Genomic DNA, 20,983 nt, shown 5'->3' on the forward strand with positions numbered 1-20,983 from the left:
GGCCCGTCTGGTGCCATGAGCGGGCGGAAGGGTCAAGCGTCTCGGCTCTCGGCTTGGCAAGCCCGGATGGATCAGTTGTCGAGATCATCCGCATCGTGCAGCTTGCCGATCAGGGAAAAGGACACGCCCGTGGGCTCGAAGCGGATAGCGGCCTGCCCCTGGAAGAGATCGGAGACGACACGTTCAGTGAGCCGCGAGCCGAAACCGCGACGGGTCGGCTCCGTCACCGGCGGGCCGCCGCTTTCCTGCCAGTCGAAGGTGAAACGGTTGTCCTCACCCTTGCTCCAGCGGACGCAGATGCGGCCTTCCGGTCGCGAAAGCGCGCCGTATTTTGTGGCGTTGGTGGCAAGCTCGTGGATCGCGAGCGATAGACCAAGAGCCTGCTGGGCGGAGAGATAGACCTCAGGCCCGACGATCGAGATCCGGTCGTCGCCATCGATATGGGGCGCGACAGCCGTTCGCGTGATTGCGGTAATCTCGGCGGCGGTGACACTCATCCCGGTGAGCACGTCCTGCGCCTTGGCGAGCGTCTGGATGCGTCCGCCGATCGTCGCAGCCGCTTCCGGGATCGAGGTTGCGCCGCGCAGGCTCTGGCTGACGATCGACTGGACCATGGCGAGCGTATTCTTCATCCGGTGCGCAAGTTCGCGGTTCAACAGCTTGAGTTCGTCCTCATACTGTTCTCGCTCGTCGAGGTGCTTTTGCGCTTCGAGATAGGCCTTTTCAAGCGCCTGACGGTCTAAAACCGCGCTCGTGGTCTCGGTGACAACGTTCAAGAGGCCAGCAATCTTTCCTTGGTCGTCGTAGAGAGGACTGTAGGAGAAGGTCCAGAAGCTGTCCTGCATGATCCCGTTGCGCAAAATTCGCAAGGGAAGGTTCTCGATCCAAGTGCCCTCGCCCGCCTGCGCACGCAGCACGAAAGGCTCGATGCCGTCCCAGACATCGGCCCAATACTCCCGAAACGGCTGACCGAGCGCGCTTTTCTCCCGACCGGCGAGCATCGGCAGATAGGCTTCGTTGTAGAACTGGAGAAGATCGTCTCCCCACCAGAAGCACGTCGGTTGGCGGGTGGCGAGAACCTGCCGAAGCGTCGTCACCAAGGCGGGCGGCCAGTATTCCGCCCCCCCAAGTGATGTGCTGCTCCAGTCGAATGCACTGATTTCGTCTGCCACCTGTCCCGGCATACCGAGAAAATGCATGGTCTGGCTCATGGGACTCCGGGACTGGGCGATACGCGAAGCGGGGCTCAAAACGCCCGGAACGCCGCTTGTTTCCTTAGGTATCGTCTCGTCGTGCCGTACTCAAGCCACGGCATGCCGATTAGTCATCATCCTCGCGGCGAGGGCGATACTCCCCCGTTTCCGGATCCTGAATGAGCGTCCCGATCGCCTGGTTCTCGCGTTCTTTTTCCTCAGCACGCGATTTTGCCACCAGTTTCTCCGCATCCGCGACGAAGCGGCGATAGAGCAGCCAGGCGCCCCCCACCAGGATCGTCAGAAATATCAGCTGCGCCATGTCCCCTCGCCGTTAAGCCCTTCTTCGTCATTCCGGTCAAAGACCGTAGCGACCCCATAGTGCCTTTTCTTCGAGCGTCTCGGCAAGGCCGGCGACTGCCTGAACCGCGATCTGGTCAGGCGCAGCAAAAGCACCGATACCTGCCGCGCGGCGGCCGAAAAGGCCCTTATGGGCACCGATCAGTTCGAGGCGCGCATCCTTGCCGTAGCGGGTCTTGATTTCTTCACGCAGGCCGCCGAGGCGATCGACGAGGCCGAGTTCCAGGCCTTTGCGGCCCGTCCAGAACAGACCGGAGAAGATTGCCGGATCGTCTGCAAGCACCGTGCTGCGGCGCGCCTTGACCATGTCGATGAAGATTTCGTGGATCTCAAGCTGCAGGGTCTTCAGGTATTCGATGTCGCTTTCCTTCTCCGGCTGGAAAGGATCGAGGATCACCTTGTTCTCACCCGCCGTGTAGACACGGCGTTCAACGCCGATCTTCTTCAGGAGTTCGGGGAAGCCGAAACCGCCAGAGACGACACCGATCGAGCCGACAATCGAGGTCGCATCGGCGATGATCTCGTCGCCGGCGATCGCGATCATGTAGCCGCCGGAGGCTGCGACATCCTCGACGAAGACGAGCACACGCTTGTTCTTTTCTTCGGCCAGCGCCCGGATGCGATCATAGATCATCCGCGACTGGACGGGGGAACCGCCCGGCGAGTTGATCGACAGGGCCACGGCGGGGCTATCCTTCATGCCGAATGCCTTTTCCAGCTGGCCGGCAACCGAGGAGAGGTTCAAGGCAGGGCGAAAGCGCGAGCCGCCGCTCATGATCGGTCCGTGCAGCCTGACGACCGGAATGACGACGCCCTTTTTCTGGAAGCGCTTGGGAACCAGCCGTTTCAGAAAGTCTGCCATGGTCGCGTTTCAACTCCTCAGGATCATCACTCTGAGCGGAGATGTAAGGAGCCGGAGAGCGAACACAATGGTTCTGCTAAAAAATCAGTGTTTTCAACGAAGGCGCCGATAGCCCACGCGGCCGTTGTTCAGGTCGTCGACCAAGGGGGCGAAGGCGTGACTGTCGGGCTTGTCGTGCATCAGGAGCGGCGCGCGCAGCTGTAGCTTCGCCCGTGACCCCTTGATTGCGGTCACCAGGATGCGGGTTGCGTTTTCGCCGGGTCTTGGGTGGATCGCCGTGATCTCCAGGCCGCCGAAGCGCCTGCCGCAAGCGGCGATGATCTCGGCGATCGACTGTGGTCTGGCAATCAGGGAGAGTTGACCGCCGGGCATCACGATCGCGCCTGCCGTGCGGATCCAGCTCTCGAACAGGTTCTCTGTCATCGCATGGGCTTCCGCCTTCAGGGCATCCGGCGTCTTGCGGTCGCCGGGATCGTTGAAGGGCGGGTTCATGATGACGTGGTGGAAGCTGTCGTCAGGGAGGCCCGCTGCGAAGCGCGCCTTGCCGGTCAAGGTGACATCGGCCTCGATAACCTCGGCGCGCTGCGCGAACTTAGCGTTTTCCGGCAGTGCGAGGCTCTTGCGGGCAAAGGCGGCCATATCGCTCGAGCGCTCGACAAGCACGACGGCAGCATCGGGAAGGCGGGTGGCAACGGCCAGACCGGCGGCTCCTGCTCCAGCACCGAGATCGGCAACCCGGATCGGGCGATCGTCCACAACGAGAGAGGCGAGCAGCATGGCATCCATGCCGGCGCGATGGCCGCGTCCCACCGGCTGCACGAGATGAAAGCGGCCACGATGAAAGGCGTCGACCGTTTCGGCCAAGGGCTTGTCGACGAGGGGCTCTAGTCTTGTGACCATCGCGCCCTCACGCTTCGCGGTCGCGCAGTTCTGCCCCAAGGCCGGCATCGGTCAGGATGCGGCGGGCCTGGTCGACACAGTCCGAATCGACCAACAGGCGGCGCTGCAGCATGCCGAGCGAACCCTCGAGGATGCTCATGGACTGGTCTGCGATCATCGAAGCGATCCCGGCGTCGCGCATCAGGCTTTCGGCAAAGGAGAGCAGGACGACGTCGTTGCTGCGAATGATCTCATGCATCGATTTCAGAACTCACTGTTAACAGCTAAACCGGCTTTCAGGCCCAGACCGAGGCAATTCGCCCCTTGCCGTGGCCTTCCGGGCTTTTTATGGTCGGCGACCAAACTGAACAGGAGTCCGGTGCGTTGGGCGTAGTCATACCGCTTGAGGAAAGCAAAAACAAACAGGCATCCGTCAAGCCTCTGGTGGACCTGACCAAAAGCGGCATGGAGCGCGTCAATCAGCTGATCCTGTCGAAGGCAGGCTCTGACGTTCAGATGATCCCGGAGGTGGCAAACCACCTGATCTCATCGGGCGGCAAGCGACTACGCCCGATGCTCACGCTCGCGACAGCCGCCATGTTCGGCTACGAGGGCGACCATCACATCAAGCTCGCGACCTCCGTTGAGTTCATGCACACGGCGACGCTGCTGCATGACGACGTGGTGGACGAGAGCGATCTTCGCCGTGGCAAAAACACAGCCCGCACCATCTGGGGCAACCAGGCGAGCGTGCTGGTCGGCGACTTCCTGCTCGGTCAGGCATTTCGCATGATGGTTGAAGTTGGCTCGCTCGAGGCGCTCGACGTGCTCTCGACCGCGGCCTGCGTGATCGCCGAGGGTGAGGTGCTGCAGCTCTCCGTCGCCAAGAACATGGAGACGACGGAAGACGATTATCTCGCTGTCATCCGCGCCAAGACGGCAGCGCTGTTTGCGGCTGCCGCCGAAGTCGGCCCGATTGTCGCCGGCACTGACAAGGCGACCCGCAGCGCCATGAAATCCTATGGCATGAATCTCGGCCTTGCCTTCCAGCTGGTCGACGACGTGCTCGACTACGGCGGCAAGGCTGCCGAGACCGGCAAGAATGTCGGAGATGATTTCCGCGAGGGCAAGATTACCCTGCCGGTCATCCTCTCCTATCGCCGTGGCACGGCTGCCGAGCGGGAATTCTGGAAGGAATCGATCGAAGGCGGGCTGAACGATGATGTGCGGCTCGAAAGGGCGCTCGGCCTGATCGGCAAGTATGGCGCGCTCACCGACACGATCCAGCGGGCACAGCATTACGGCACCATCGCACGCGATGCACTGGCGCCGCTGCCCGAGACGCCGTGGAAGAGCGCCCTCAACGACGTGATCGACTTCTGCATCTCCCGCGTGAATTGACGCAGATCCCGTGATTGCCTTGCGGGGCTGCTTCAAAAAAGCCATTCTATTCGTGAATCATCGCCAATTGCCCGCGCGCGGGCGACCTGCGCTTGCTCTCGGTTCTTGAAAGGCTCGTCCATGCGGCAAAGCTTTGCCCTTCGCACTCTCGCCGGCACCGCGCTCGCGCTGCTGCTCAGCGTCTCGCAGGCGCCGCTGGCGCTTGCTGCTGCCACTGCCCAGTCCACAGAGGCCGAGAGCTTCGATATCGGTAGCGTCGAATCCTTTGCGGGCGCCTTCCTGGCAGCCCGGACTGCGGAAACGGATCGCGATTATCCGAGCGCGGTGAAGTTCTACAAGAAGGCCCTGGAATTCACGCCGAACGAGCTGGAGCTTCAGCAGCGTCTGATGATCGCGCTCATCATGAACGGTGAGTTCGACGAGGGCGCGGATCTCGCCAAGGTTCTGGAAAACGATCCGGCCGTGGAGCGCGTCACCTCCGTAGCCCTCGGCTTTCGAGCCATGCGAGACGGCGACTATGCGCAAGCCCTCAAGCATTTCAAATATCAGGGGCCGAACGATCTCGACCGGCTGATGAACCAGCTGCTGATCGCCTGGACCAAGGTCGGCGAGGGCAAGGGCGAGGAAGCCCTGAAGCTCGTGCAGGATCTCGATGGTCCGAGCTGGTACGGCATTTTCCGCAACTACAATGCCGGCGTGATGGCCGCCATGATCGGCGACGTCGATGCCGCGCGCAGCGCGCTGACCGACACGGTCACCGATCGCAATGGCGGTGCGACGGCGCCCGATACCTTTGCCCGTTCGGTGATCGCGCTTGCGACACTTGAGGCGCAGGCCGGCAACAAGCAGAAGGCACTCGATGCTCTCGCGGCCGGCGACGAACTGATCACCAACTTCGCCCCCTTCAAGGCGCTCCGCACCGAGATCGAATCCGGCAGCCAGCCGAAACCGGTTGTCACAACGGCGGCGCAGGGGGCGGCCGGTGTTCTCTTCTCGATCGGTGGCGCGCTGAACCGTGAAGGCGCCGAAGACACTGTCATGCTGTATCTCCAGCTTTCCCATGCGCTGGACAAGGATGCCGCCGACACGCTGATCCTGCTCGGCGGGATCGCCGAGAATGCGAAGCAGCCGGAAAAGGCGATCGCGTTTTACCGGCAGGTACCCGAGACCTCGCCGATGCGGCGCATTTCCGAGCTCCAGCTCGGCCTGACGCTCGCCGAAACCGGAAAAGTTCAGGAAGCGCGCGAACATCTGCTCGCCCTCATCGCCTCCGATCCGCAGGATATCAGAAGCTACCTCGCCTATGGCAGCGTGCTGTCCGATGCCAAGGATTATGCGGCCATGGCGGAGAATTACGACAAGGCGATCGAGATCATCGGTCCGAACCCGGCGCGGAACCACTGGTCGGTCTTCTTCCAGCGTGGCATCGCCTATGAGCGGCTGAAGAAGTGGGACACGGCGGAGCCAAACTTCCACAAGGCGCTGGAGCTCAACCCCGATCAGCCGCAGGTGCTGAATTATCTCGGCTATTCCTGGGTCGACATGAACCGCAATCTCCAGGAAGGTCTGGAGATGATCAAGAAGGCGGTCGAGCTTCGGCCGGACGACGGCTACATCGTCGATTCGCTCGGCTGGGCCTATTATCGACTTGGTCGCTTCGAAGAGGCGGTGGTCGAACTGGAACGCGCCGTCGAGCTGCGTGCCGGTGACCCAACGATCAACGACCATCTGGGCGATGCCTACTGGCGCGTCGGGCGCAAGCTGGAAGCCAAGTATCAGTGGAAGCGCGCACTCGCATCCGAACCGGAAGAGGTCGAAGTTCCGAAGATCCAGGCAAAGATCGACAAGGGCCTTCCGGCGATCGAGTTTGATGCCGCCAAGGCCGAGACCAAACCGGTCGAAGAGCCCAAGAAAGACGACAAGAAGACCTGAGCCGAATGAAAGACATTGCAGAGCGCCGGCCGGAGCGGATCGTCGAGACGGCTCCGGCCAAGATCAACTTTGCTTTGCACGTCACAGGTCGGCGGGACGACGGCTATCATCTTCTCGACAGTCTCGTGACCTTTGCCGAGGACGGCGACGAACTCGCCTTTGAGACGGCAAACACAGACAGTTTCCGTATCGTCGGGCGCTTCGGGGCTGCGCTTTCAGGCGATGACAATCTGGTTCTGAAGGCGCGCGATCTGCTTCGGGCCGCCCTCGATGAATGCGGCCAGCCACATGGCGCTGTTTCCATTCTTCTCGACAAGAGCCTGCCGATCGCGTCGGGGATCGGCGGTGGTTCGGCGGATGCCGCAGCGACATTGCGCGGTCTCCTCAGGCTCTGGAAGGCGGAGCTGCCGGCGGAGACGTTGCAGCAGATCGCAGTGCAGCTCGGCGCCGATGTGCCGATGTGCCTTGCCTCGACGCCGCTGCGCGCGCGCGGGATAGGCGAGGCAATCGAGACAGTTGCCATGCCCTCCGTACCGCTGGTGCTGGTCAATCCGCTGAAGCCCGTTTCCACGCCGGAGATCTTTCGCAGCCTTCAGCGCCGCGACAATGATCCGATCGGCGAGATGGACCAATCTTCCAGTCTCTCTGCGTGGATGCAGTCGCTCTCCGCCCTGCGCAACGACCTGCAGCCGCCGGCAGAAGCGCTGGTGCCCGAGATTGCCGAGGCCTGCGATCTGCTGCGGCAGAGCCTGGCAGGTTTTGTGCGCATGTCTGGCTCTGGCGCCACCTGTTTCGGGCTCTACGAGACCGAGGCTGCGGCGATGAAGGCGGCCTTGGCGCTTTCGGCCTATCGGCCGAACTGGTATGTGCTCCTCACACGTACTGTTCAGGGAGAGAGCCGATGAGCCGCATCGACGAAAGCCGCCCCTTCATTCCCGTTGGCATTGCGGTGCTCACCGTTTCCGACACCCGCAGCCTTTCCGACGACAAATCCGGGGACACGCTGGTCGCGCGCATCGAAGAGGCTGGTCACCGGCTTGTTGCCCGGGCGATCGTCAAGGACGACAAGACGGCGATCCGGGACCAGGTCGAGACCTGGACGAAGACGCCCGAGATCGATGTCGTCATCACCACCGGTGGCACGGGCTTTACCGGGCGGGATGTCACGCCCGAGGCCTTGGAGCCGCTGTTCGAAAAGCGCATGGACGGCTTTTCCGAAGTCTTCCACCGCATTTCCTATGACAAGATCGGCACTTCGACGATCCAGTCCCGCGCGACGGGTGGCGTTGCCAACGCCACCTTCATCTTCGTGCTGCCGGGTTCGCCCGGCGCCTGCAAGGATGCCTGGGACGGTATCATCAAGCCGCAGCTCGACTATCGCCACATGCCCTGCAATTTCGTTGAAATCATGCCCAGGCTCGACGAGCATCTGAAGCGCAGCCAAGGCTGACTAGCGGCGCGCCTCGCGGGCGACCCAGGACGGAATGATCTCGGAGGCGAGACGGCGCGGCTTGTGCCCGCGCGCCAGCTGAAGCAGTTCCCTGCCCTCCCCAGCCAGCCCCTGTGCCTGCCGCTTCGGGATCAGGAGGCCATTCTCGAGCAGCGGCGTCGAGCGGGTCAGCCGCCGGTAGAAGGGCTGCCGGTAAAGCCGCGATTCGGAGAAACGGGCGGGCGCCTTATTGAGCGCGACATATTCCGCAACCTCGTCCACCCAGCCCTGGCCGAGCCGCGCACCGGGTTCGATGAGCAGCAGCCATTCGCCCCGCGCCGTCGCCAGCACGTCCTTCATGTCCCATTGCTGATAAAAGCGGCATCCGGCAGCATCGGCAACCAAGGACGAACCATCGGTCGAGCCGTGGTCAAGCACGATGACATCGCTGACCAGACCCTCGACAGCGCCGGCCACCAGCACGGACAAGGTCTGTGCGAGCTCGGGTTCCTGGTCGTGGCATTCCATGATCACTGTCAGCATTGCCTATATCTATCGCATTGCACAAAGTTTTGCCACAGACAGTTTTCCGAAGTTTGTTCTTGCATTGTTCTCTTTTTGCCGCTAGGAATAAAGTCATTGAGCGAGGCTTGAACGCCCGCGAGGAGCCAAACATGACCGAGCTGTCTCTTGTGAGCCAGGCTGCCTTTCAGCCCGGCAATACGGCAGATATTGCCGATGCGCTGATGAACGCGTCCAGCATGCGGATCGAGATCGATCGGCGGCGCGGACGTGCGGCCGGGATCAATCCGGCCGGCCGGTTCGAGAACCAGGAGCACGTCGCCTTCGATGACGGCTGGCATACGCTCGAGGACATGCCGCCCTTCAGGACCGAAGTTCAGGTCGAGAAGCCGCGCACGGTCATCACCCGCAACGATTCACCCGACATTCCCTTCGACCGTTCGATCAATCCCTATCGCGGCTGCGAGCATGGCTGCATCTACTGCTTCGCCCGACCGACGCATAGCTATATGGGCCTGTCGGCAGGCCTCGACTTCGAGGCGAAGCTGTTTGCCAAGCCGGATGCGCCGCGCCTGCTGGAACGGGAGCTGTCGAAGCCGGGCTACAAGGTGAAACCGATCGCGATCGGCACCAATACCGATCCCTACCAGCCGATCGAGCGCGAATGGCGCATCATGCGCCAGATCCTCGAGGTGCTGGACAAGGCGAACCATCCGGTTGTGATCGTGACGAAGTCCGCGCTCATCCTGCGCGATATCGACATCCTGACGTCGATGGCAGAGCGCGGGCTGGTGAAAGTCGGCATCTCGGTGACGACGCTGGATCGCAAGCTGGCACGGACGATGGAGCCCCGTGCCTCGACACCGGCCAAACGGCTGGAGGCGATCAAGACACTTTCAGAGGCCGGCATTCCTGTGGCCGTTATGATGGCGCCAGTCATTCCCGCTCTCAACGATCACGAGATCGAACGCATTCTCGACAGCGGCAGGGCCGCAGGGGCGACTGAGGCGAGTTATGTGCTGTTGCGCCTGCCGCTCGAAGTGAGCCCGCTGTTTCGCGACTGGCTGCTGCAGAACTATCCGGACCGCTATCGTCACGTGATGTCACTGGTTCGCTCGATGCGCGACGGCAAGGATTATGATGCCGAATTCGGCAAGCGGATGAAAGGGGCCGGTCCCTATGCCTGGCAGATCAGCCGTCGCTTCGAGATGGCGACCAAGCGGCTCGGCCTGATGCGCCGCAGCCTGCATCTCAGGGAAGACCTGTTCATCTCGCCCGATAGCGACGGAGTGCAGCTGTCGCTGCTCTGACTTGGGTTTGTTTTCGTATTCCGGTGCTGTTGTCCGCCGCCTCGCACCGGATGTAGTCCCTGGTAAGCCGCCCCTTTCGCCATGATCGCGATTGGGACCGGGGACTTGCAGGAGGTCGGGTGCGCGTGCGATTTCTGCCGCATGAAACGACGCACGCCACCCGATTCTCCTGGCCTCTTTCCAGACTTGCCCCTCGTCCCGGATTTCTCACTTGAGAGCCGCGCCAAGCGCCAGGGCCTTTGGCCGGTGGCCGGGACCGACGAAGCAGGACGCGGGCCTCTGGCAGGCCCGGTGGTCGCCGCAGCCGTGATCCTCGATCCGAAGCGGATCCCCGACGGGCTGAACGACTCCAAGAAGCTTTCCGCCGTCCAGCGTGAGGTCCTCTATGAACATATCCTGGCCGAAGCGACCGTTTCGATTGCGTCCTCCTCGCCCAAGCGCATCGATTTCATCGACATCCGCAAGGCGAGCCTCGATGCCATGCGCCGGGCCGTGGCCGGCCTCGATCAGGAGGCCCGGCATGTGCTCGCCGACGGTCGCGACGTGCCGATCGGTCTTTTGTGCTCGGGTGAAGCGGTGGTCAAGGGCGATGCGCGTTCTGTCTCGATCGCTGCCGCCTCGATCGTCGCCAAAGTGATGCGGGACCGGATGATGGTGAGAGCTGGCCTCGTCTATCCTGATTACGGCTTTGAGGTCCATGCGGGCTACGGCACGGACCGCCACCGCGGCGCGATCGTGACCCACGGCCCCTGCCCCTTGCACCGGATGAGTTTCCGACCGCTGAAGATCACCGCCACGCCAGCGGACGCAGACCTCTAGCCCTCATATCTGCGCGCACCTGCAACCGTAACCGGGAATGCACGCCACAGAGCACTGACGACCATGCGTCGCGCTTCATCCATCTCGACAGGCTACACATCGAAAAAGAAAACGCCCCGACCGGAGACCGGTCGGGGCGTCACAATCAGCAACTTGTCAGCGGTCGGCCGAACTCAGTTCAGGCGCGACTTCACTTCACCGACGGAGGCCTTGAACAGCGACTGCTGCACGGCTTCGTCGGACTTCTTGGCCAGGACCTTCTCGGCAGCTGCAATCGCAAGGTCGACGGCTGCAGCGCGAACGGCGTTCACGGCTTCGGTCTCGGCCTGCTTGATCTTCTGCTCGGAGAGTGCGTTGCGGCGTGCAACGAACTCTTCGGTCTTCTGCTTGGCTTCCGCGGTCAGGGCAGCGGCCTCGCGCTCGGCGGCGGCCACGATGGCTGCAGCCTCGGCTTCGGCTTCCTTGCGCTTGCGCTGGTATTCGGCCAGCAGGTGCTGAGCCTCTTCGCGCAGGCGCTTGGCTTCGGCCAGCTCGTCGCGGATCTTGTCGGCGCGCTCGTCCAGAGCCTTCGCCATCATGCCCGGTACCTTCAGGTAGGCGAGCAGGAGGAAGAAGAGGACGAGGGCAACGAGCGCGAAAAATGAAGAGTCCATGATGCTTAGGCCCCCTGCTTTGCGACGCCGGAGACGGCGGCCTTGATGTCGGCCGCGGTCGACTTGGCGCCGATCAGTTCTTCGACGATTGCGCCGACGGTGTCGATCGCGATCGTGTCGACTTCAGCGAAAGCGCGCGCCTTGATGTCGGCGATGCGGCTTTCGGCAGCGGCGATCTTGGCGGACAGTTCCGTCTCAATCGCAGCACGCTCCGCATCGGCCTTGGCCTTGGATGCATCACGAGCGGCAGAAGCGATCTGGCCGGCTTTCGCCTTGGCCGCAGTCAATTCGCGCTCGTAGGTTTCGATGGCAGCATCGGCTTCGGACTTCAGACGAGAAGCCTCGTCGAGATCCTGGGCGATGCGGTCGTGGCGGTTCTCAAGAATGCCGCCGACGCGCGGGACGATGACCTTCTGCATGAGCATGTAGAACACGCCGAACGTGATCACCAGCCACAGAAGCTGCGACGGATAGGTCGAAAAATCGAACGGCGGGAACACGCCGCCGCCATGAGCCTCGTCGTGGGCCACGCCGGTCTCTGTGTGAAGCTGGCCTTCTGCCGGGGTTTCCTGGGCAAAGGCGGGGGTCACAAACATGCTCACCTCCAGGTGTATGCTCAAATGCGCGAGATCACGGCTGCCTTGTCGGCGCGCCGTGATCTCAAACTCCAGCCGTTATCAGACGGCGAACAGGAGAAGGAGAGCGATGAGCAGCGAGAAGATGCCCAGAGCTTCCGTAACGGCGAAGCCGAATACCAGACGGCCGAACTGGCTGTCAGCAGCAGACGGGTTGCGCAGTGCGCCGGTCAGGTAGTCACCGAAGATACGGCCGAGAGCGAGGGACGTACCAGCCATGCCGAGGCATGCGAGACCCGCGCCGATGTACTTTGCTGCTTCCGCTTCCATATGGATACTCCTTCGAATGGGTTGTTGCGGCTGTTTTTGACACCCGGGAAACCGGGGCCAGCGACTTTATTCTCAGTGACCACCATGCACGGCGTCGTTCAGGTACATGCAAGTCAGTACCGCGAAGACGTAAGCCTGCAGGAAGGCAACGAGAAACTCGAGAGCGGTCATGGCGACCGTCATGATGAGGGGCAGGATGGAGCCTGCGACGCCGACGGCACCGGCAGCACTCATCGACACGACGAAGCCCGCGAAGACCTTCAGCGTGATGTGACCGGCCAGCATGTTGGCGAAGAGACGAACCGAAAGGCTGATCGGGCGCGACAGGAAGGACACGACCTCAATCGTCGACACGAGCGGCAAAAGTGCGCCCGGAACGCCGGATGGCGCAAAGATCGAGAGGAAGTGCAGACCGTGCTTGTAGAAGCCGTAGATCAGGACCGTCAGGATCACGAACAGCGCCAGGGCGAAGGTGACGATGATCTGGCTGGTGATCGTGAAGAAGTAGGGGAACATGCCGAGCAGGTTTGCCGTCAGGACGAACATGAACAGCGAGAAGACCATCGGGAAGAAGTGCATGCCCTTGGAGCCCGCGCCTTCGCGCAGCATGGAGGCAATGAACTCGTAGGCCATTTCGGCGACCGACTGCATGCGCGTCGGGATGAGACCGCGATTGGCGGTCGAGAAGTAGAGGAAACCCGAGGCGGCAGCCACGGTTGCCACCATGAACAGGGAGGCGTTGGTGAACGAAAAATCAATCCCGCCGATTTCGATCGGTACAATCGGCTTCACAAGGAACTGGGAAGTGGGATCGTTTGCCACGTTCTGCTCTTTCGCTTTCGCCGCCGAAGCGGTCATTCTCGTTTCCGGGCCGGCGCGTCAGCGACCGTTGCCCTTGTCGTCCAAGTCCAGTCTGCGATCCGCCGGATGTGGCGATGCCACGATCCCGACGACGCGCATGACGTTCAACACGCCGGCGCAGAAACCGATGAGAAGCATGACGATCATGCCCCATGGCCCCGTGCCCACAAAGTAGTCGAAAAGATAACCCAGGATGGCACCGACAATGATGGCGGAGATGAATTCGCTCGAGATCTTCATTGCCATACCATATCCCTTGCGGGTCTGGTCGGCATTGATCTCGGCTCGCTCCTCGTCCTTGACCTTGGCGTCCCGCTCAGCGAGTTCCGTGGTCAGCCGTCTGCGGCGCTCTTCCAGATCTTCTTCCCGGTGGTCCGTCATGGCTTTCTCCGACCGTCGCCTGTCTCATGGGCCGTTTATGCGCCCGAATTGAATGCAGAAACGGCGAGATAGAAACCCTTCTGGCCCGCTTTGAAGTCGGCCGCACCATAATTTTGAGCCCCTGCATAGTCAAGGCGTGACAGCACCAAGTTTCACCACAAATTAACCCCGAAAAATCATAGACTTAAGTCCAAGATGCAGAATCGTCGCAGATGACGGACGACAAATCCGGTCAATCCGTCGCAAGCATGGACCAGAATCTGCCACATTCACGGAGTCGTGTGACTTGCGTCATCGTCGGCCCGCATGGGCCATGCTGGGAAGATTGCGGAACGGGGACAGACATGGGACGTTCTTGGGGAAGTCCTGCCCGGGGGAACCATGACACGCTTCATTGTCCGCATTCTAACCAGCCTTGCCCTTGGCTGGATGATCGGCGTGCAGGCGGCATTCGCGTTTGGCCCGGAGGGCAATCTGACGCCGATGCTTTACATCTTCGTCACGGTGCCACTCACTTATGCTGCATCGTTCCTGATCGTGCCGCTGCTGTCGAACTGGCTCGACCGGCTGCGCTGATCGGATCAGCTCCAGCCGCCGCCATAGGTGCGGTAGAAGATGTGCTTGCCGATCTTTTCTACGCGCTTCATCGTCGGGCCCCAGGCCGGGCTGACATAGGTCGCGTGGTAATGGGTGGCGGAACCGACATCCTTGAACCAGATCTTACCGGCGGTGACAGCCATGGCAATTTCCTTGGCGATCTTCCAATGGCGTGGCGACGTGACGATGTCGGGAATGCGATCGCAGGCGAAGGAGAACTGGCAACGGTTGCGCCAGTTTTCGTTCTGATAGACCACGCCGCAAATCGTATCGGGATAATGCGGATTGCGCACGCGGTTGAGGATGACCTGGGCGACCGCGGCTTGACCCTTCACCGATTCGCCCCGGGCTTCGAAGTAGATGCCTTCCGCCAGGCACTTCTGTTCCTTGTCGGAGAATACGGCTGCCGGCAGCGGCGTCGCGGCCCAGGCGTGATCCTTCGGGTCGATATCGGGGATGAAACGGCCCTGGTCTTCCTGCTGGTCGGTCAGGATGCTGTCGAAGGGCGAAACGCTCGCGTAGTCCGGGGCCGGCGGCGCATAGGCGGTCGCCAGCACGTCAGGCACGGAATTGGTCACAAGATCAGCAATCATAGGCGACAGGGAGGGATCGGCGGCCGGCTTTTCGCGCTTGAAATAGAAGCTTGCGAGCTCGACGGGCTTGGACTTGTCTTCCTCGTGGGCAAAGACGGATGGTGCTCCAAGCTCGGGCTCCATCAGCGAGCTCGTCCGCTGCAGGATAGATCCGGCCGAAAAGGCGCGCGGCGGTAGCATGGGCTCGACGGCCATGACCCGGCCCCTTTTTTGGTCGCGGGTGACACGCATTTCGTCCGGCAACGAATCAGGGGCGGCCTTGCCGCCGTCGAAGGCGATGCGGCGGCCGTCGGGCAGGATCAAGCCAGCGCCACCGGACAGCGCCTCGGACGCCTCCCCTTCCGAAAAGGCAAGATTGGCTTCGTGGATCGAGCCGGCCGGCGTTGATGTCATCACCATGCGCCAGTTGCTGGCACCACGGTCGAGACCGGTCAGAAGGCCCGCCATATCGGCCTGGGCGGTAACGGAGGGGAAAATCAGCCAGGACGCGAGGCCGAAGACCAGGGGAGAGGTCCAGTTCTCCAGTCGGGAGAGGACCTTCTTCGAAGGACGAAACTTGGGACGCAAGGCCACACTCCAACACACGCTGACACGGGCCCGATGCTTCGAACCCAAACAGGATTACATTAGAGGAATATCTCTCGTTAACCTTGATGCTTGGTTAATGCGCGATCACAGCTTTGGGAGCATCCGGACAAATGCGGCAGGACCGCCGGGCGTGCCGACGGTCCTGAAGCTCACGGAGGAACGTTGGGCCGGTCAGATGATGACGTGTGACCCGAGTTCGATCACCCGGTTGGCCGGCAGGCGGAAATAGTCGGACGGGTCTGCTGCGGCTTCCGCAAGCGCGATGTAGAGCCGATCCTGCCAGTGGGGCATGCCCATGCCCTGCCCTGCCACCAGCTTGCGACGGCCGAGATAGAAGGAGGTCGACATGATGTCGAACTTCAACCCGCCGCGGCGCAGGCTGGCCAGCGTCTTGGAGACGTTCTGGGTTTCCATGAAGCCGAAGCGGATTTCGACGCGCGAGAAGCGTTCCGATAATTCCTCGACCTCGAACCGATCCTCCTCGGCAATGCGAGGGCGTCCCAGCGTGCGGATGGTCAGGATGATATTGCGCTCATGGATGACGTGGTTGTGCTTCAGATTGTGCATCAAGGCGGCCGGCGCGCGGGTCGGGTCGCTGGTCAGGAAGATTGCCGTGCCGGGCACGCAGGCCGGGCTGTGCTCGCCCTTCTTCTCGATCATGGCGACAAAGGCTTCGAGCGGGACATCGTCGCGGCGGGTCTTCTGGAAGAGGATTGCCGTGCCGCGACGCCAGGTCCACATGACCACCGTGAAGGCTGCGGCGAAAAGAACCGGTATGTAGCCGCCATCATGGATCTTCAAAAGGTTGGCGCCGAGGAAGACCAGTTCGAGCAGAAGGAGCGGGGTCAGGACTGCTGCAGCAAGCGCCAGGCTCCAGTTCCATTTCTTGCGGACGAATTCGAAAGCCATGATGGTCGTCACCACCATGGCGCCGGTCACCGAGATGCCGTAGGCCGTGGCCAGCGCTTCCGAGCTTTCAAAGAGAAGAACCAGCGAGAGAACGCCGACGAGCAGAAGTGTGTTGACCGAGGGCAGGTAGATCTGGCCGCTCTGGGTTTCGGACGTGAACAGGATCTGCATGCGCGGCAGGAAGCCGAGGTGGATCGCCTGGCGAACCAGCGAAAACGCACCCGTGATCACCGCCTGGCTGGCAATGATGGTGGCGAAGGTCGCGAGGATGACAATCGGCAGCAGCGCCCAGGATGGAAACATCAGGAAGAATGGATCCGAGGCCGTAGAGGGATCGCTGAGGACCAGCGCCCCCTGCCCCAGATAATTCAGCACGAGCGCCGGAAAGACGAGCGCGAACCAGGCGAGCTGGATCGGCTTGCGGCCGAAGTGTCCAAGGTCGGCATAGAGCGCTTCCGCACCCGTGACGGTGAGGAACACGGCGCCGAGGACAACAATGCCGAGGAAGCCTTCGTGCAGCAGGAAGCTTGCCGCATACCATGGATTGAAGGCGGCAAAGATGCCGACGTCGTCGAAGATATGGATAATGCCGCCAGCTGCCATGACGATGAACCAGAGCGCCGTGATCGGCCCGAAGAAGCGGGCCACCGCCCCCGTTCCTCGTGACTGGACCGCGAAGAGGCCGATCAGGATCGCAAGCGAGATCGGCACGATGTAATCGGACATGTCCGGCGCGACGAGTTTCAATCCCTCGACGGCCGACAAGACCGAGAGCGCCGGCGTGATCATGGAATCGCCGAGGAAGAGTGCGGCGCCGATCAGGCCCAGCACCATCAGGACCGGACCGTGACCGTTTGCCGACTTCGAGAGCAGCGCCAGAAGCGACAGGGTGCCGCCTTCGCCGTCATTGTCGGCACGCAGCAGGAAGAGGACATATTTGAGCGTCACGATGATCGTCAGCGACCAGATCATCAGCGAGATGAGGCCAATGATTTCGACGCGGGTGATGCCGTCGACACCGATCGGCTTCAGCGCCTCGCGGAAGGCGTAAAGCGGGCTGGTGCCGATGTCGCCATAGACGACACCGACAGAACCGAGCGCGAGAAGAAAAAGACTGCGTGCATCCTTCGGACCAGCCGAGGGCTGGTGATCGAGTTGTGGCATGGGATACCAGGCTCTTTAGAGCCAGCCTTTCCAACGGAAAAACAAGAAGGGGATGATGGCGGAGAGCAGCATGGCAAAAAGCGCCATGGGGTATCCGAAGTTCCATCCGAGTTCCGGCATGAACTGAAAATTCATGCCGTAGATCGACGCGACAAGGGTCGGTGGCAGGAAGACAACCGAGGCGATCGAGAAGATCTTGATGATGGCATTCTGCTCGACATTGATGAGGCCGAGCGAGGCATCGAGCATGAAGGTGATGTTGTTGGCGACAAAAGCCGCGTGCTCGCCAAGCGATTGAAGGTCGCGGACAACGAGGCCGCAGAGTTCTGCGGCTTCTTCCTCCCGGCGCACCGCCGGCTGCGACTGGAGGAAAAGAACCAGGCGAGACAAGGAGACGAGGCTGTCACGCACCTTCCCCACGAGCTGATGATGGCTGGCGATATCGAGCAGCTTGTCTTCCAGGAAGCGCGGCGGACGACGCTTGGCGGCCTTGCGATTGACAAAGACCGTGATCGAGAGCGCATCGAGGCGTGCGGCCAGCGTTTCCAGGATCTCGGCGGTCCGGTCGACAATCGTCTCCAAGAGATGGCCGAGAAGTTTCGCGCCGGTGTCGCACTGTCCGTTCAGGCGCAGGAGGCTCGCACTGAAGAGTTCGAAGGCCTTGGGCTCGGCATAGCGGATGGTGATGAGGCGCCCGCGATGGAGAATGAAGGCGACGTCGGTGAGCAGCGGATAGCTGGAATCGGCCCTGTAGAGCAGCGAGGCCGTCATGTAGATCGCATCGTGCTCGACATAGAGCCGGCTGGACGGTTCGATGTCCTTCAGCTCATCCGGGGTCGGCAGCGGAATGCCGATCCGGCTCTCGACGAAGTGTTCCTCGTCGCGGCTCGGCTTGATCAGGTCGATCCAGATGATGTCATCGGGGAAATTGCTGGCTTGAGGCTCGATGCCGATGATTTCGGCACTTCCGTCTCGTCGATAGGCCCTTATCAAGGACTGGTCACCTTCATGGCACGCCGCGCGGTTAAGCTCCGGAGACAATCATAGTCCCGAATGGAATGCCAAAGCAATTGTTGCAGCACAGCAATGCAGCCGACGCACGCCTCGACGGGGCAAAGCAATGGCCGGTCGAGGCCGCTGCTCAGCGATTATTCGAAGACGATCGCCGGCGCTGCGCGACCCGATCGAGCCTTGACCTGTTCCCAGGCCTTGGTCGCGATGTCGCGGTAGATCTTCGCCTGCGGCCCGTCCGGTTCGCTCACCACGACCGGAGTTCCCGCATCCGAGGTCTCGCGGATCGAGATGGTGAGCGGCACTTCGCCGAGGAAGGGCACGCCGATCTTCTCGGCCTCGGCTCTCGCGCCACCATGGCCGAAGATATCGTAGCGGTTTCCGGTGTCGGGCGCGATGAAATAGCTCATATTCTCGACGATGCCGAGCACGGGTACTTCGACCTTGTTGAACATGTTCAGGCCCTTGCGCGCGTCGATGAGGGCAAGGTCCTGCGGGGTGGAGACGATGACCGCCCCCGACAGCGGCACCTGCTGGGCCATGGTCAGCTGCGCATCACCGGTGCCCGGCGGCATGTCGACGACCAGCACGTCGAGATCGCCCCAGGCGACTTCGCGCAGCATCTGCATGAGGGCCGACTGGACCATCGGGCCGCGCCAGATCATCGCGGTCCCTTCATCGACGAGGAAGCCCATCGACATGACCTTGATGCCGTAATTTTCCATCGGCACGATGATGCGGTTCTCGATCTGCTGCGGGCGTCCGGTAATGCCGAGAAGGCGCGGCATGGAAGGGCCGTAGACATCGGCGTCGAGAATGCCGACCCGCAGGCCGTTTGCCTTCATGGCCAGGGCCAGGTTGACCGCCGTGGTCGACTTGCCGACGCCACCCTTGCCGGAGGCGACCGCGATGATGGCTTCGATGCCGGGGACGCCGGCCTTCGTGCGCTGAGGTCCGCTCTTCGCCGGGCCATGACTGTGGCCGTGGCTGTGGGTGGGCGCTGCAGGCTGCGGGCGTGGCGGCGGCGGCGTGGAGCCCTGCTTGCGCTCGGCGGTCAGACTGACGACCGCACCGTTCACACCGGGCAAGGCCTTTACCGTACGCTCTGCCGCCTGGCGCAGCGGTTCCAGTTCCTGGGCGCGCTCGGCCGGCACGTTGATGGAGAAGTAGACCTTTCCGTCGGAGATGAAGACATCCGAGACCATGCCGAGGTCGACAATGTTGCCATCGAGATCCGGTCCGCGGATTCCCTTCAGCGCCTCAATCACCCGATCACGCGACAGTTCGGCCATTTCAATCTTCTTTCCGCTTACGTCTTTTAAGTCTGGGAAATCAGATAATGGAGCATGAGACATTCGCCAACAACAAATGCGGCTTAGGGCTGCGACCTTTGTGGCAGAAACAGACAAGCCGCCTGCGGAGAGCACCCCCCGCGGCGGCTTGTCAGGCTGCACCCTTTGACGGGTGTCGTGCAACGTCCCCTCTGGACTGACACTAGCAATGCAGAAAGCGTGCCAGTTTTGAAAGGGCGGGAAATGCGGCCTTGAAGCATGCCACGGGCGTCACCAGATCGGGATTGTGCCGGGAAACTAGGCTGACATGATGTGTGGCGCACAAAAATGCACCAGCGTTTACCCTTACTTTATCAAGCCGAGCCGGAGGGCCTTGGCGACGGCCTGGGTGCGGTTGACCGCGTCCAGCTTCTTCGTCGCACGGTTCAGGTAGTGGTTAATCGTGTGCTCGGAGAGCGTCAGGATTTCCGCGATCTCGACGCTGGTCTTGCCGGCCGCCGTCCAGTTGAGGCAGTCGAGCTCCCGTTCGGTCAGCATGTCACTGTTGCGGCTGTCCATCTCGCGGATTTCAGCGAGGCGGTTGAAAACATGCGTCGCGATATAGGCGAGCTCCATCATCTCGAGCGTGTTGAAGGGCTCGCGGTCGCCAATGAAGGATACAACCCCTCGTGCACCCGTTGCATCATGGACGGGGAAATAGGACCCGCGGTTCATGCGGAAGCGGGTAAAAAGCGCCTTGGAGATTTCGCCGGAGCGGCTGTCCCGCTGCTGCGCCACGTAATCGATGTCGAAACGCAAGGGGATCGATGAGCGACGCAGATGGGCCAGCACAGGGCTGCCCGACAACAGGGAAATTTGATCGAACTCGGTCAACAGATCGGAAGGCCAGTTGGTGATGATCGAACTGCTGCCGAGTTCCTGTGCCGTAGCACCCGGCATGTTCAGCACCATGAAGGCACGGGCGCCGTAGAGCTCCGTCACCCGCTTCATGAAGCGGAAGACGTCGAACTGGGTCTTGAACCCCTTCACGTCCGTGATCAGACCCTCGACACGCTCCGCGGCTGCCATGTCCTGGTTCGTCATCACACACCCGTCCATACCGGGTCACCGGTCGTGATTATCGAGGAGATTGTCCAAGACGTATACGTCAACTGCTACAATACCTGCCATTGGCTGCGGATCGAAGGCGTGGGTAACCTGGCTGCAGCCGGTCCTTTATCTCGCCTGCTCCCGTGTCAGAGACCTTGCGATCGGAATGCTTGAAGGAACACCCAAAGGCGACATCAAAGCCGAATCTGTTCCCCTGAGTTGGCGGAGCATAG

The 20,983-nt window shown here is 61.7% G+C and carries 23 protein-coding genes; 7 read left to right on the forward strand and 16 right to left on the reverse strand.

Annotated elements, in window-relative coordinates:
* Positions 1 to 71: 71 nt before the first annotated feature.
* From SJY08_RS13360 to SJY08_RS13380, 5 genes are all read right to left on the reverse strand, one after another.
* Positions 72 to 1,211, reverse strand: a complete 1,140-nt coding sequence (locus SJY08_RS13360; protein WP_377276194.1) for a sensor histidine kinase — start codon at positions 1,209 to 1,211, stop codon at positions 72 to 74.
* A gap of 109 nt (positions 1,212 to 1,320) precedes the next feature.
* Positions 1,321 to 1,515, reverse strand: a complete 195-nt coding sequence (locus SJY08_RS13365; RefSeq protein WP_054148848.1) for a hypothetical protein — start codon at positions 1,513 to 1,515, stop codon at positions 1,321 to 1,323.
* Positions 1,516 to 1,551: 36 nt separating this feature from the next.
* Positions 1,552 to 2,415 carry a S49 family peptidase gene (locus SJY08_RS13370; RefSeq protein WP_069042030.1) on the reverse strand — a complete coding sequence of 288 codons (864 nt, stop codon included), beginning with the start codon at positions 2,413 to 2,415 and terminating at the stop codon, positions 1,552 to 1,554.
* A 93-nt stretch (positions 2,416 to 2,508) separates the two neighbouring features.
* On the reverse strand, positions 2,509 to 3,315 hold the full coding sequence (locus tag SJY08_RS13375; RefSeq protein ID WP_377276197.1) for a tRNA1(Val) (adenine(37)-N6)-methyltransferase: 807 nt from the start codon (positions 3,313 to 3,315) through the stop codon (positions 2,509 to 2,511).
* A gap of 7 nt (positions 3,316 to 3,322) precedes the next feature.
* Positions 3,323 to 3,553 (reverse strand): DUF2007 domain-containing protein, encoded by a 231-nt coding sequence (locus tag SJY08_RS13380; protein WP_054148845.1) that lies wholly within the window; start codon positions 3,551 to 3,553, stop codon positions 3,323 to 3,325.
* 125 nt (positions 3,554 to 3,678) lie between these two features.
* On the opposite strand from SJY08_RS13380, the gene SJY08_RS13385 reads away from it, so the two are divergent.
* From SJY08_RS13385 to moaB, 4 genes are all read left to right on the forward strand, one after another.
* Entirely contained in the window at positions 3,679 to 4,695 is a 1,017-nt protein-coding gene (locus tag SJY08_RS13385) for a polyprenyl synthetase family protein (protein ID WP_069042032.1), read from the forward strand.
* Positions 4,696 to 4,815: 120 nt separating this feature from the next.
* Positions 4,816 to 6,627, forward strand: coding sequence for a tetratricopeptide repeat protein (locus SJY08_RS13390; RefSeq protein ID WP_377276200.1), 1,812 nt, complete (start codon positions 4,816 to 4,818; stop codon positions 6,625 to 6,627).
* Positions 6,628 to 6,632: 5 nt separating this feature from the next.
* Entirely contained in the window at positions 6,633 to 7,532 is a 900-nt protein-coding gene (locus SJY08_RS13395; protein WP_377276202.1) for a 4-(cytidine 5'-diphospho)-2-C-methyl-D-erythritol kinase, read from the forward strand.
* On the forward strand, positions 7,529 to 8,077 hold the full coding sequence (gene moaB, locus SJY08_RS13400) for a molybdenum cofactor biosynthesis protein B (protein WP_300888837.1): 549 nt from the start codon (positions 7,529 to 7,531) through the stop codon (positions 8,075 to 8,077). The genes SJY08_RS13395 and moaB overlap by 4 nt, the downstream gene beginning before the upstream one ends.
* Here moaB and SJY08_RS13405 read toward each other — a convergent pair whose 3' ends face one another.
* Positions 8,078 to 8,599: a glycosyl transferase gene (locus SJY08_RS13405; protein WP_054148840.1), complete on the reverse strand. Its 522-nt coding sequence runs from the start codon at positions 8,597 to 8,599 to the stop codon at positions 8,078 to 8,080. It lies immediately after the preceding gene.
* Between the two features lie 131 nt (positions 8,600 to 8,730).
* Between SJY08_RS13405 and SJY08_RS13410 the strand changes: the two genes are divergently transcribed.
* A complete protein-coding gene (locus SJY08_RS13410; protein WP_377276205.1) occupies positions 8,731 to 9,888 on the forward strand; it encodes a PA0069 family radical SAM protein in 1,158 nt (385 codons plus the stop codon).
* Positions 9,889 to 10,029: 141 nt separating this feature from the next.
* Positions 10,030 to 10,707 carry a ribonuclease HII gene (locus tag SJY08_RS13415; RefSeq protein WP_377276207.1) on the forward strand — a complete coding sequence of 226 codons (678 nt, stop codon included), beginning with the start codon at positions 10,030 to 10,032 and terminating at the stop codon, positions 10,705 to 10,707.
* 173 nt (positions 10,708 to 10,880) lie between these two features.
* Here the strand turns inward: SJY08_RS13415 and SJY08_RS13420 are convergent, their stop codons facing one another.
* The 5 genes from SJY08_RS13420 to SJY08_RS13440 form a co-directional block, all read right to left on the reverse strand.
* Positions 10,881 to 11,360, reverse strand: coding sequence for a F0F1 ATP synthase subunit B (locus tag SJY08_RS13420; RefSeq protein ID WP_054148837.1), 480 nt, complete (start codon positions 11,358 to 11,360; stop codon positions 10,881 to 10,883).
* Between the two features lie 5 nt (positions 11,361 to 11,365).
* Positions 11,366 to 11,956 (reverse strand): F0F1 ATP synthase subunit B, encoded by a 591-nt coding sequence (locus tag SJY08_RS13425; RefSeq protein WP_054148836.1) that lies wholly within the window; start codon positions 11,954 to 11,956, stop codon positions 11,366 to 11,368.
* Positions 11,957 to 12,037: 81 nt separating this feature from the next.
* Complete coding sequence (locus tag SJY08_RS13430) at positions 12,038 to 12,265, reverse strand: F0F1 ATP synthase subunit C (protein WP_006726635.1); 228 nt, start codon at positions 12,263 to 12,265, stop codon at positions 12,038 to 12,040.
* A gap of 72 nt (positions 12,266 to 12,337) precedes the next feature.
* Positions 12,338 to 13,087, reverse strand: coding sequence for a F0F1 ATP synthase subunit A (locus tag SJY08_RS13435; protein WP_054148980.1), 750 nt, complete (start codon positions 13,085 to 13,087; stop codon positions 12,338 to 12,340).
* Between the two features lie 57 nt (positions 13,088 to 13,144).
* On the reverse strand, positions 13,145 to 13,507 hold the full coding sequence (locus tag SJY08_RS13440) for an AtpZ/AtpI family protein (protein WP_054148835.1): 363 nt from the start codon (positions 13,505 to 13,507) through the stop codon (positions 13,145 to 13,147).
* Between the two features lie 381 nt (positions 13,508 to 13,888).
* Between SJY08_RS13440 and SJY08_RS13445 the strand changes: the two genes are divergently transcribed.
* The gene (locus SJY08_RS13445; RefSeq protein WP_069042037.1) at positions 13,889 to 14,083 is read left to right on the forward strand and encodes a hypothetical protein; all 195 of its coding nucleotides are present in this window, start codon (positions 13,889 to 13,891) and stop codon (positions 14,081 to 14,083) included.
* A 5-nt stretch (positions 14,084 to 14,088) separates the two neighbouring features.
* Here SJY08_RS13445 and SJY08_RS13450 read toward each other — a convergent pair whose 3' ends face one another.
* The 5 genes from SJY08_RS13450 to SJY08_RS13470 all read right to left on the reverse strand — a co-directional run bounded on the left by SJY08_RS13450 (position 14,089) and on the right by SJY08_RS13470 (position 20,744).
* A complete protein-coding gene (locus SJY08_RS13450) occupies positions 14,089 to 15,264 on the reverse strand; it encodes a cell wall hydrolase (RefSeq protein WP_377276211.1) in 1,176 nt (391 codons plus the stop codon).
* Positions 15,265 to 15,456: 192 nt separating this feature from the next.
* Positions 15,457 to 17,358 (reverse strand): potassium transporter Kup, encoded by a 1,902-nt coding sequence (locus SJY08_RS13455; protein ID WP_377276213.1) that lies wholly within the window; start codon positions 17,356 to 17,358, stop codon positions 15,457 to 15,459.
* A 15-nt stretch (positions 17,359 to 17,373) separates the two neighbouring features.
* A complete protein-coding gene (locus SJY08_RS13460) occupies positions 17,374 to 18,351 on the reverse strand; it encodes a magnesium transporter CorA family protein (protein ID WP_069042040.1) in 978 nt (325 codons plus the stop codon).
* A gap of 155 nt (positions 18,352 to 18,506) precedes the next feature.
* On the reverse strand, positions 18,507 to 19,661 hold the full coding sequence (apbC, locus tag SJY08_RS13465) for an iron-sulfur cluster carrier protein ApbC (protein WP_377276215.1): 1,155 nt from the start codon (positions 19,659 to 19,661) through the stop codon (positions 18,507 to 18,509).
* A gap of 345 nt (positions 19,662 to 20,006) precedes the next feature.
* Complete coding sequence (locus tag SJY08_RS13470) at positions 20,007 to 20,744, reverse strand: autoinducer binding domain-containing protein (RefSeq protein ID WP_377276217.1); 738 nt, start codon at positions 20,742 to 20,744, stop codon at positions 20,007 to 20,009.
* Positions 20,745 to 20,983: the final 239 nt, after the last annotated feature.

The sequence above is a fragment of the Rhizobium sp. R86522 genome (genome assembly GCF_042466255.1).
Lineage (GTDB): Bacteria > Pseudomonadota > Alphaproteobacteria > Rhizobiales > Rhizobiaceae > Allorhizobium.

Coding starts and splice junctions, on each gene's coding strand:
- SJY08_RS13360 (WP_377276194.1), bottom strand. CDS start 1,211: ATGAGCCAGACCATGCATTTTCTCGGTATGCCGGGACAGGTGGCAGAC.
- SJY08_RS13365 (WP_054148848.1), bottom strand. CDS start 1,515: ATGGCGCAGCTGATATTTCTGACGATCCTGGTGGGGGGCGCCTGGCTG.
- SJY08_RS13370 (WP_069042030.1), bottom strand. CDS start 2,415: ATGGCAGACTTTCTGAAACGGCTGGTTCCCAAGCGCTTCCAGAAAAAG.
- SJY08_RS13375 (WP_377276197.1), bottom strand. CDS start 3,315: ATGGTCACAAGACTAGAGCCCCTCGTCGACAAGCCCTTGGCCGAAACG.
- SJY08_RS13380 (WP_054148845.1), bottom strand. CDS start 3,553: ATGCATGAGATCATTCGCAGCAACGACGTCGTCCTGCTCTCCTTTGCC.
- SJY08_RS13390 (WP_377276200.1), top strand. CDS start 4,816: ATGCGGCAAAGCTTTGCCCTTCGCACTCTCGCCGGCACCGCGCTCGCG.
- SJY08_RS13395 (WP_377276202.1), top strand. CDS start 6,633: ATGAAAGACATTGCAGAGCGCCGGCCGGAGCGGATCGTCGAGACGGCT.
- moaB (WP_300888837.1), top strand. CDS start 7,529: ATGAGCCGCATCGACGAAAGCCGCCCCTTCATTCCCGTTGGCATTGCG.
- SJY08_RS13405 (WP_054148840.1), bottom strand. CDS start 8,599: ATGCTGACAGTGATCATGGAATGCCACGACCAGGAACCCGAGCTCGCA.
- SJY08_RS13410 (WP_377276205.1), top strand. CDS start 8,731: ATGACCGAGCTGTCTCTTGTGAGCCAGGCTGCCTTTCAGCCCGGCAAT.
- SJY08_RS13415 (WP_377276207.1), top strand. CDS start 10,030: ATGAAACGACGCACGCCACCCGATTCTCCTGGCCTCTTTCCAGACTTG.
- SJY08_RS13420 (WP_054148837.1), bottom strand. CDS start 11,360: ATGGACTCTTCATTTTTCGCGCTCGTTGCCCTCGTCCTCTTCTTCCTC.
- SJY08_RS13425 (WP_054148836.1), bottom strand. CDS start 11,956: ATGTTTGTGACCCCCGCCTTTGCCCAGGAAACCCCGGCAGAAGGCCAG.
- SJY08_RS13430 (WP_006726635.1), bottom strand. CDS start 12,265: ATGGAAGCGGAAGCAGCAAAGTACATCGGCGCGGGTCTCGCATGCCTC.
- SJY08_RS13440 (WP_054148835.1), bottom strand. CDS start 13,507: ATGACGGACCACCGGGAAGAAGATCTGGAAGAGCGCCGCAGACGGCTG.
- SJY08_RS13445 (WP_069042037.1), top strand. CDS start 13,889: ATGACACGCTTCATTGTCCGCATTCTAACCAGCCTTGCCCTTGGCTGG.
- SJY08_RS13455 (WP_377276213.1), bottom strand. CDS start 17,358: ATGCCACAACTCGATCACCAGCCCTCGGCTGGTCCGAAGGATGCACGC.
- apbC (WP_377276215.1), bottom strand. CDS start 19,661: ATGGCCGAACTGTCGCGTGATCGGGTGATTGAGGCGCTGAAGGGAATC.
- SJY08_RS13470 (WP_377276217.1), bottom strand. CDS start 20,744: ATGACGAACCAGGACATGGCAGCCGCGGAGCGTGTCGAGGGTCTGATC.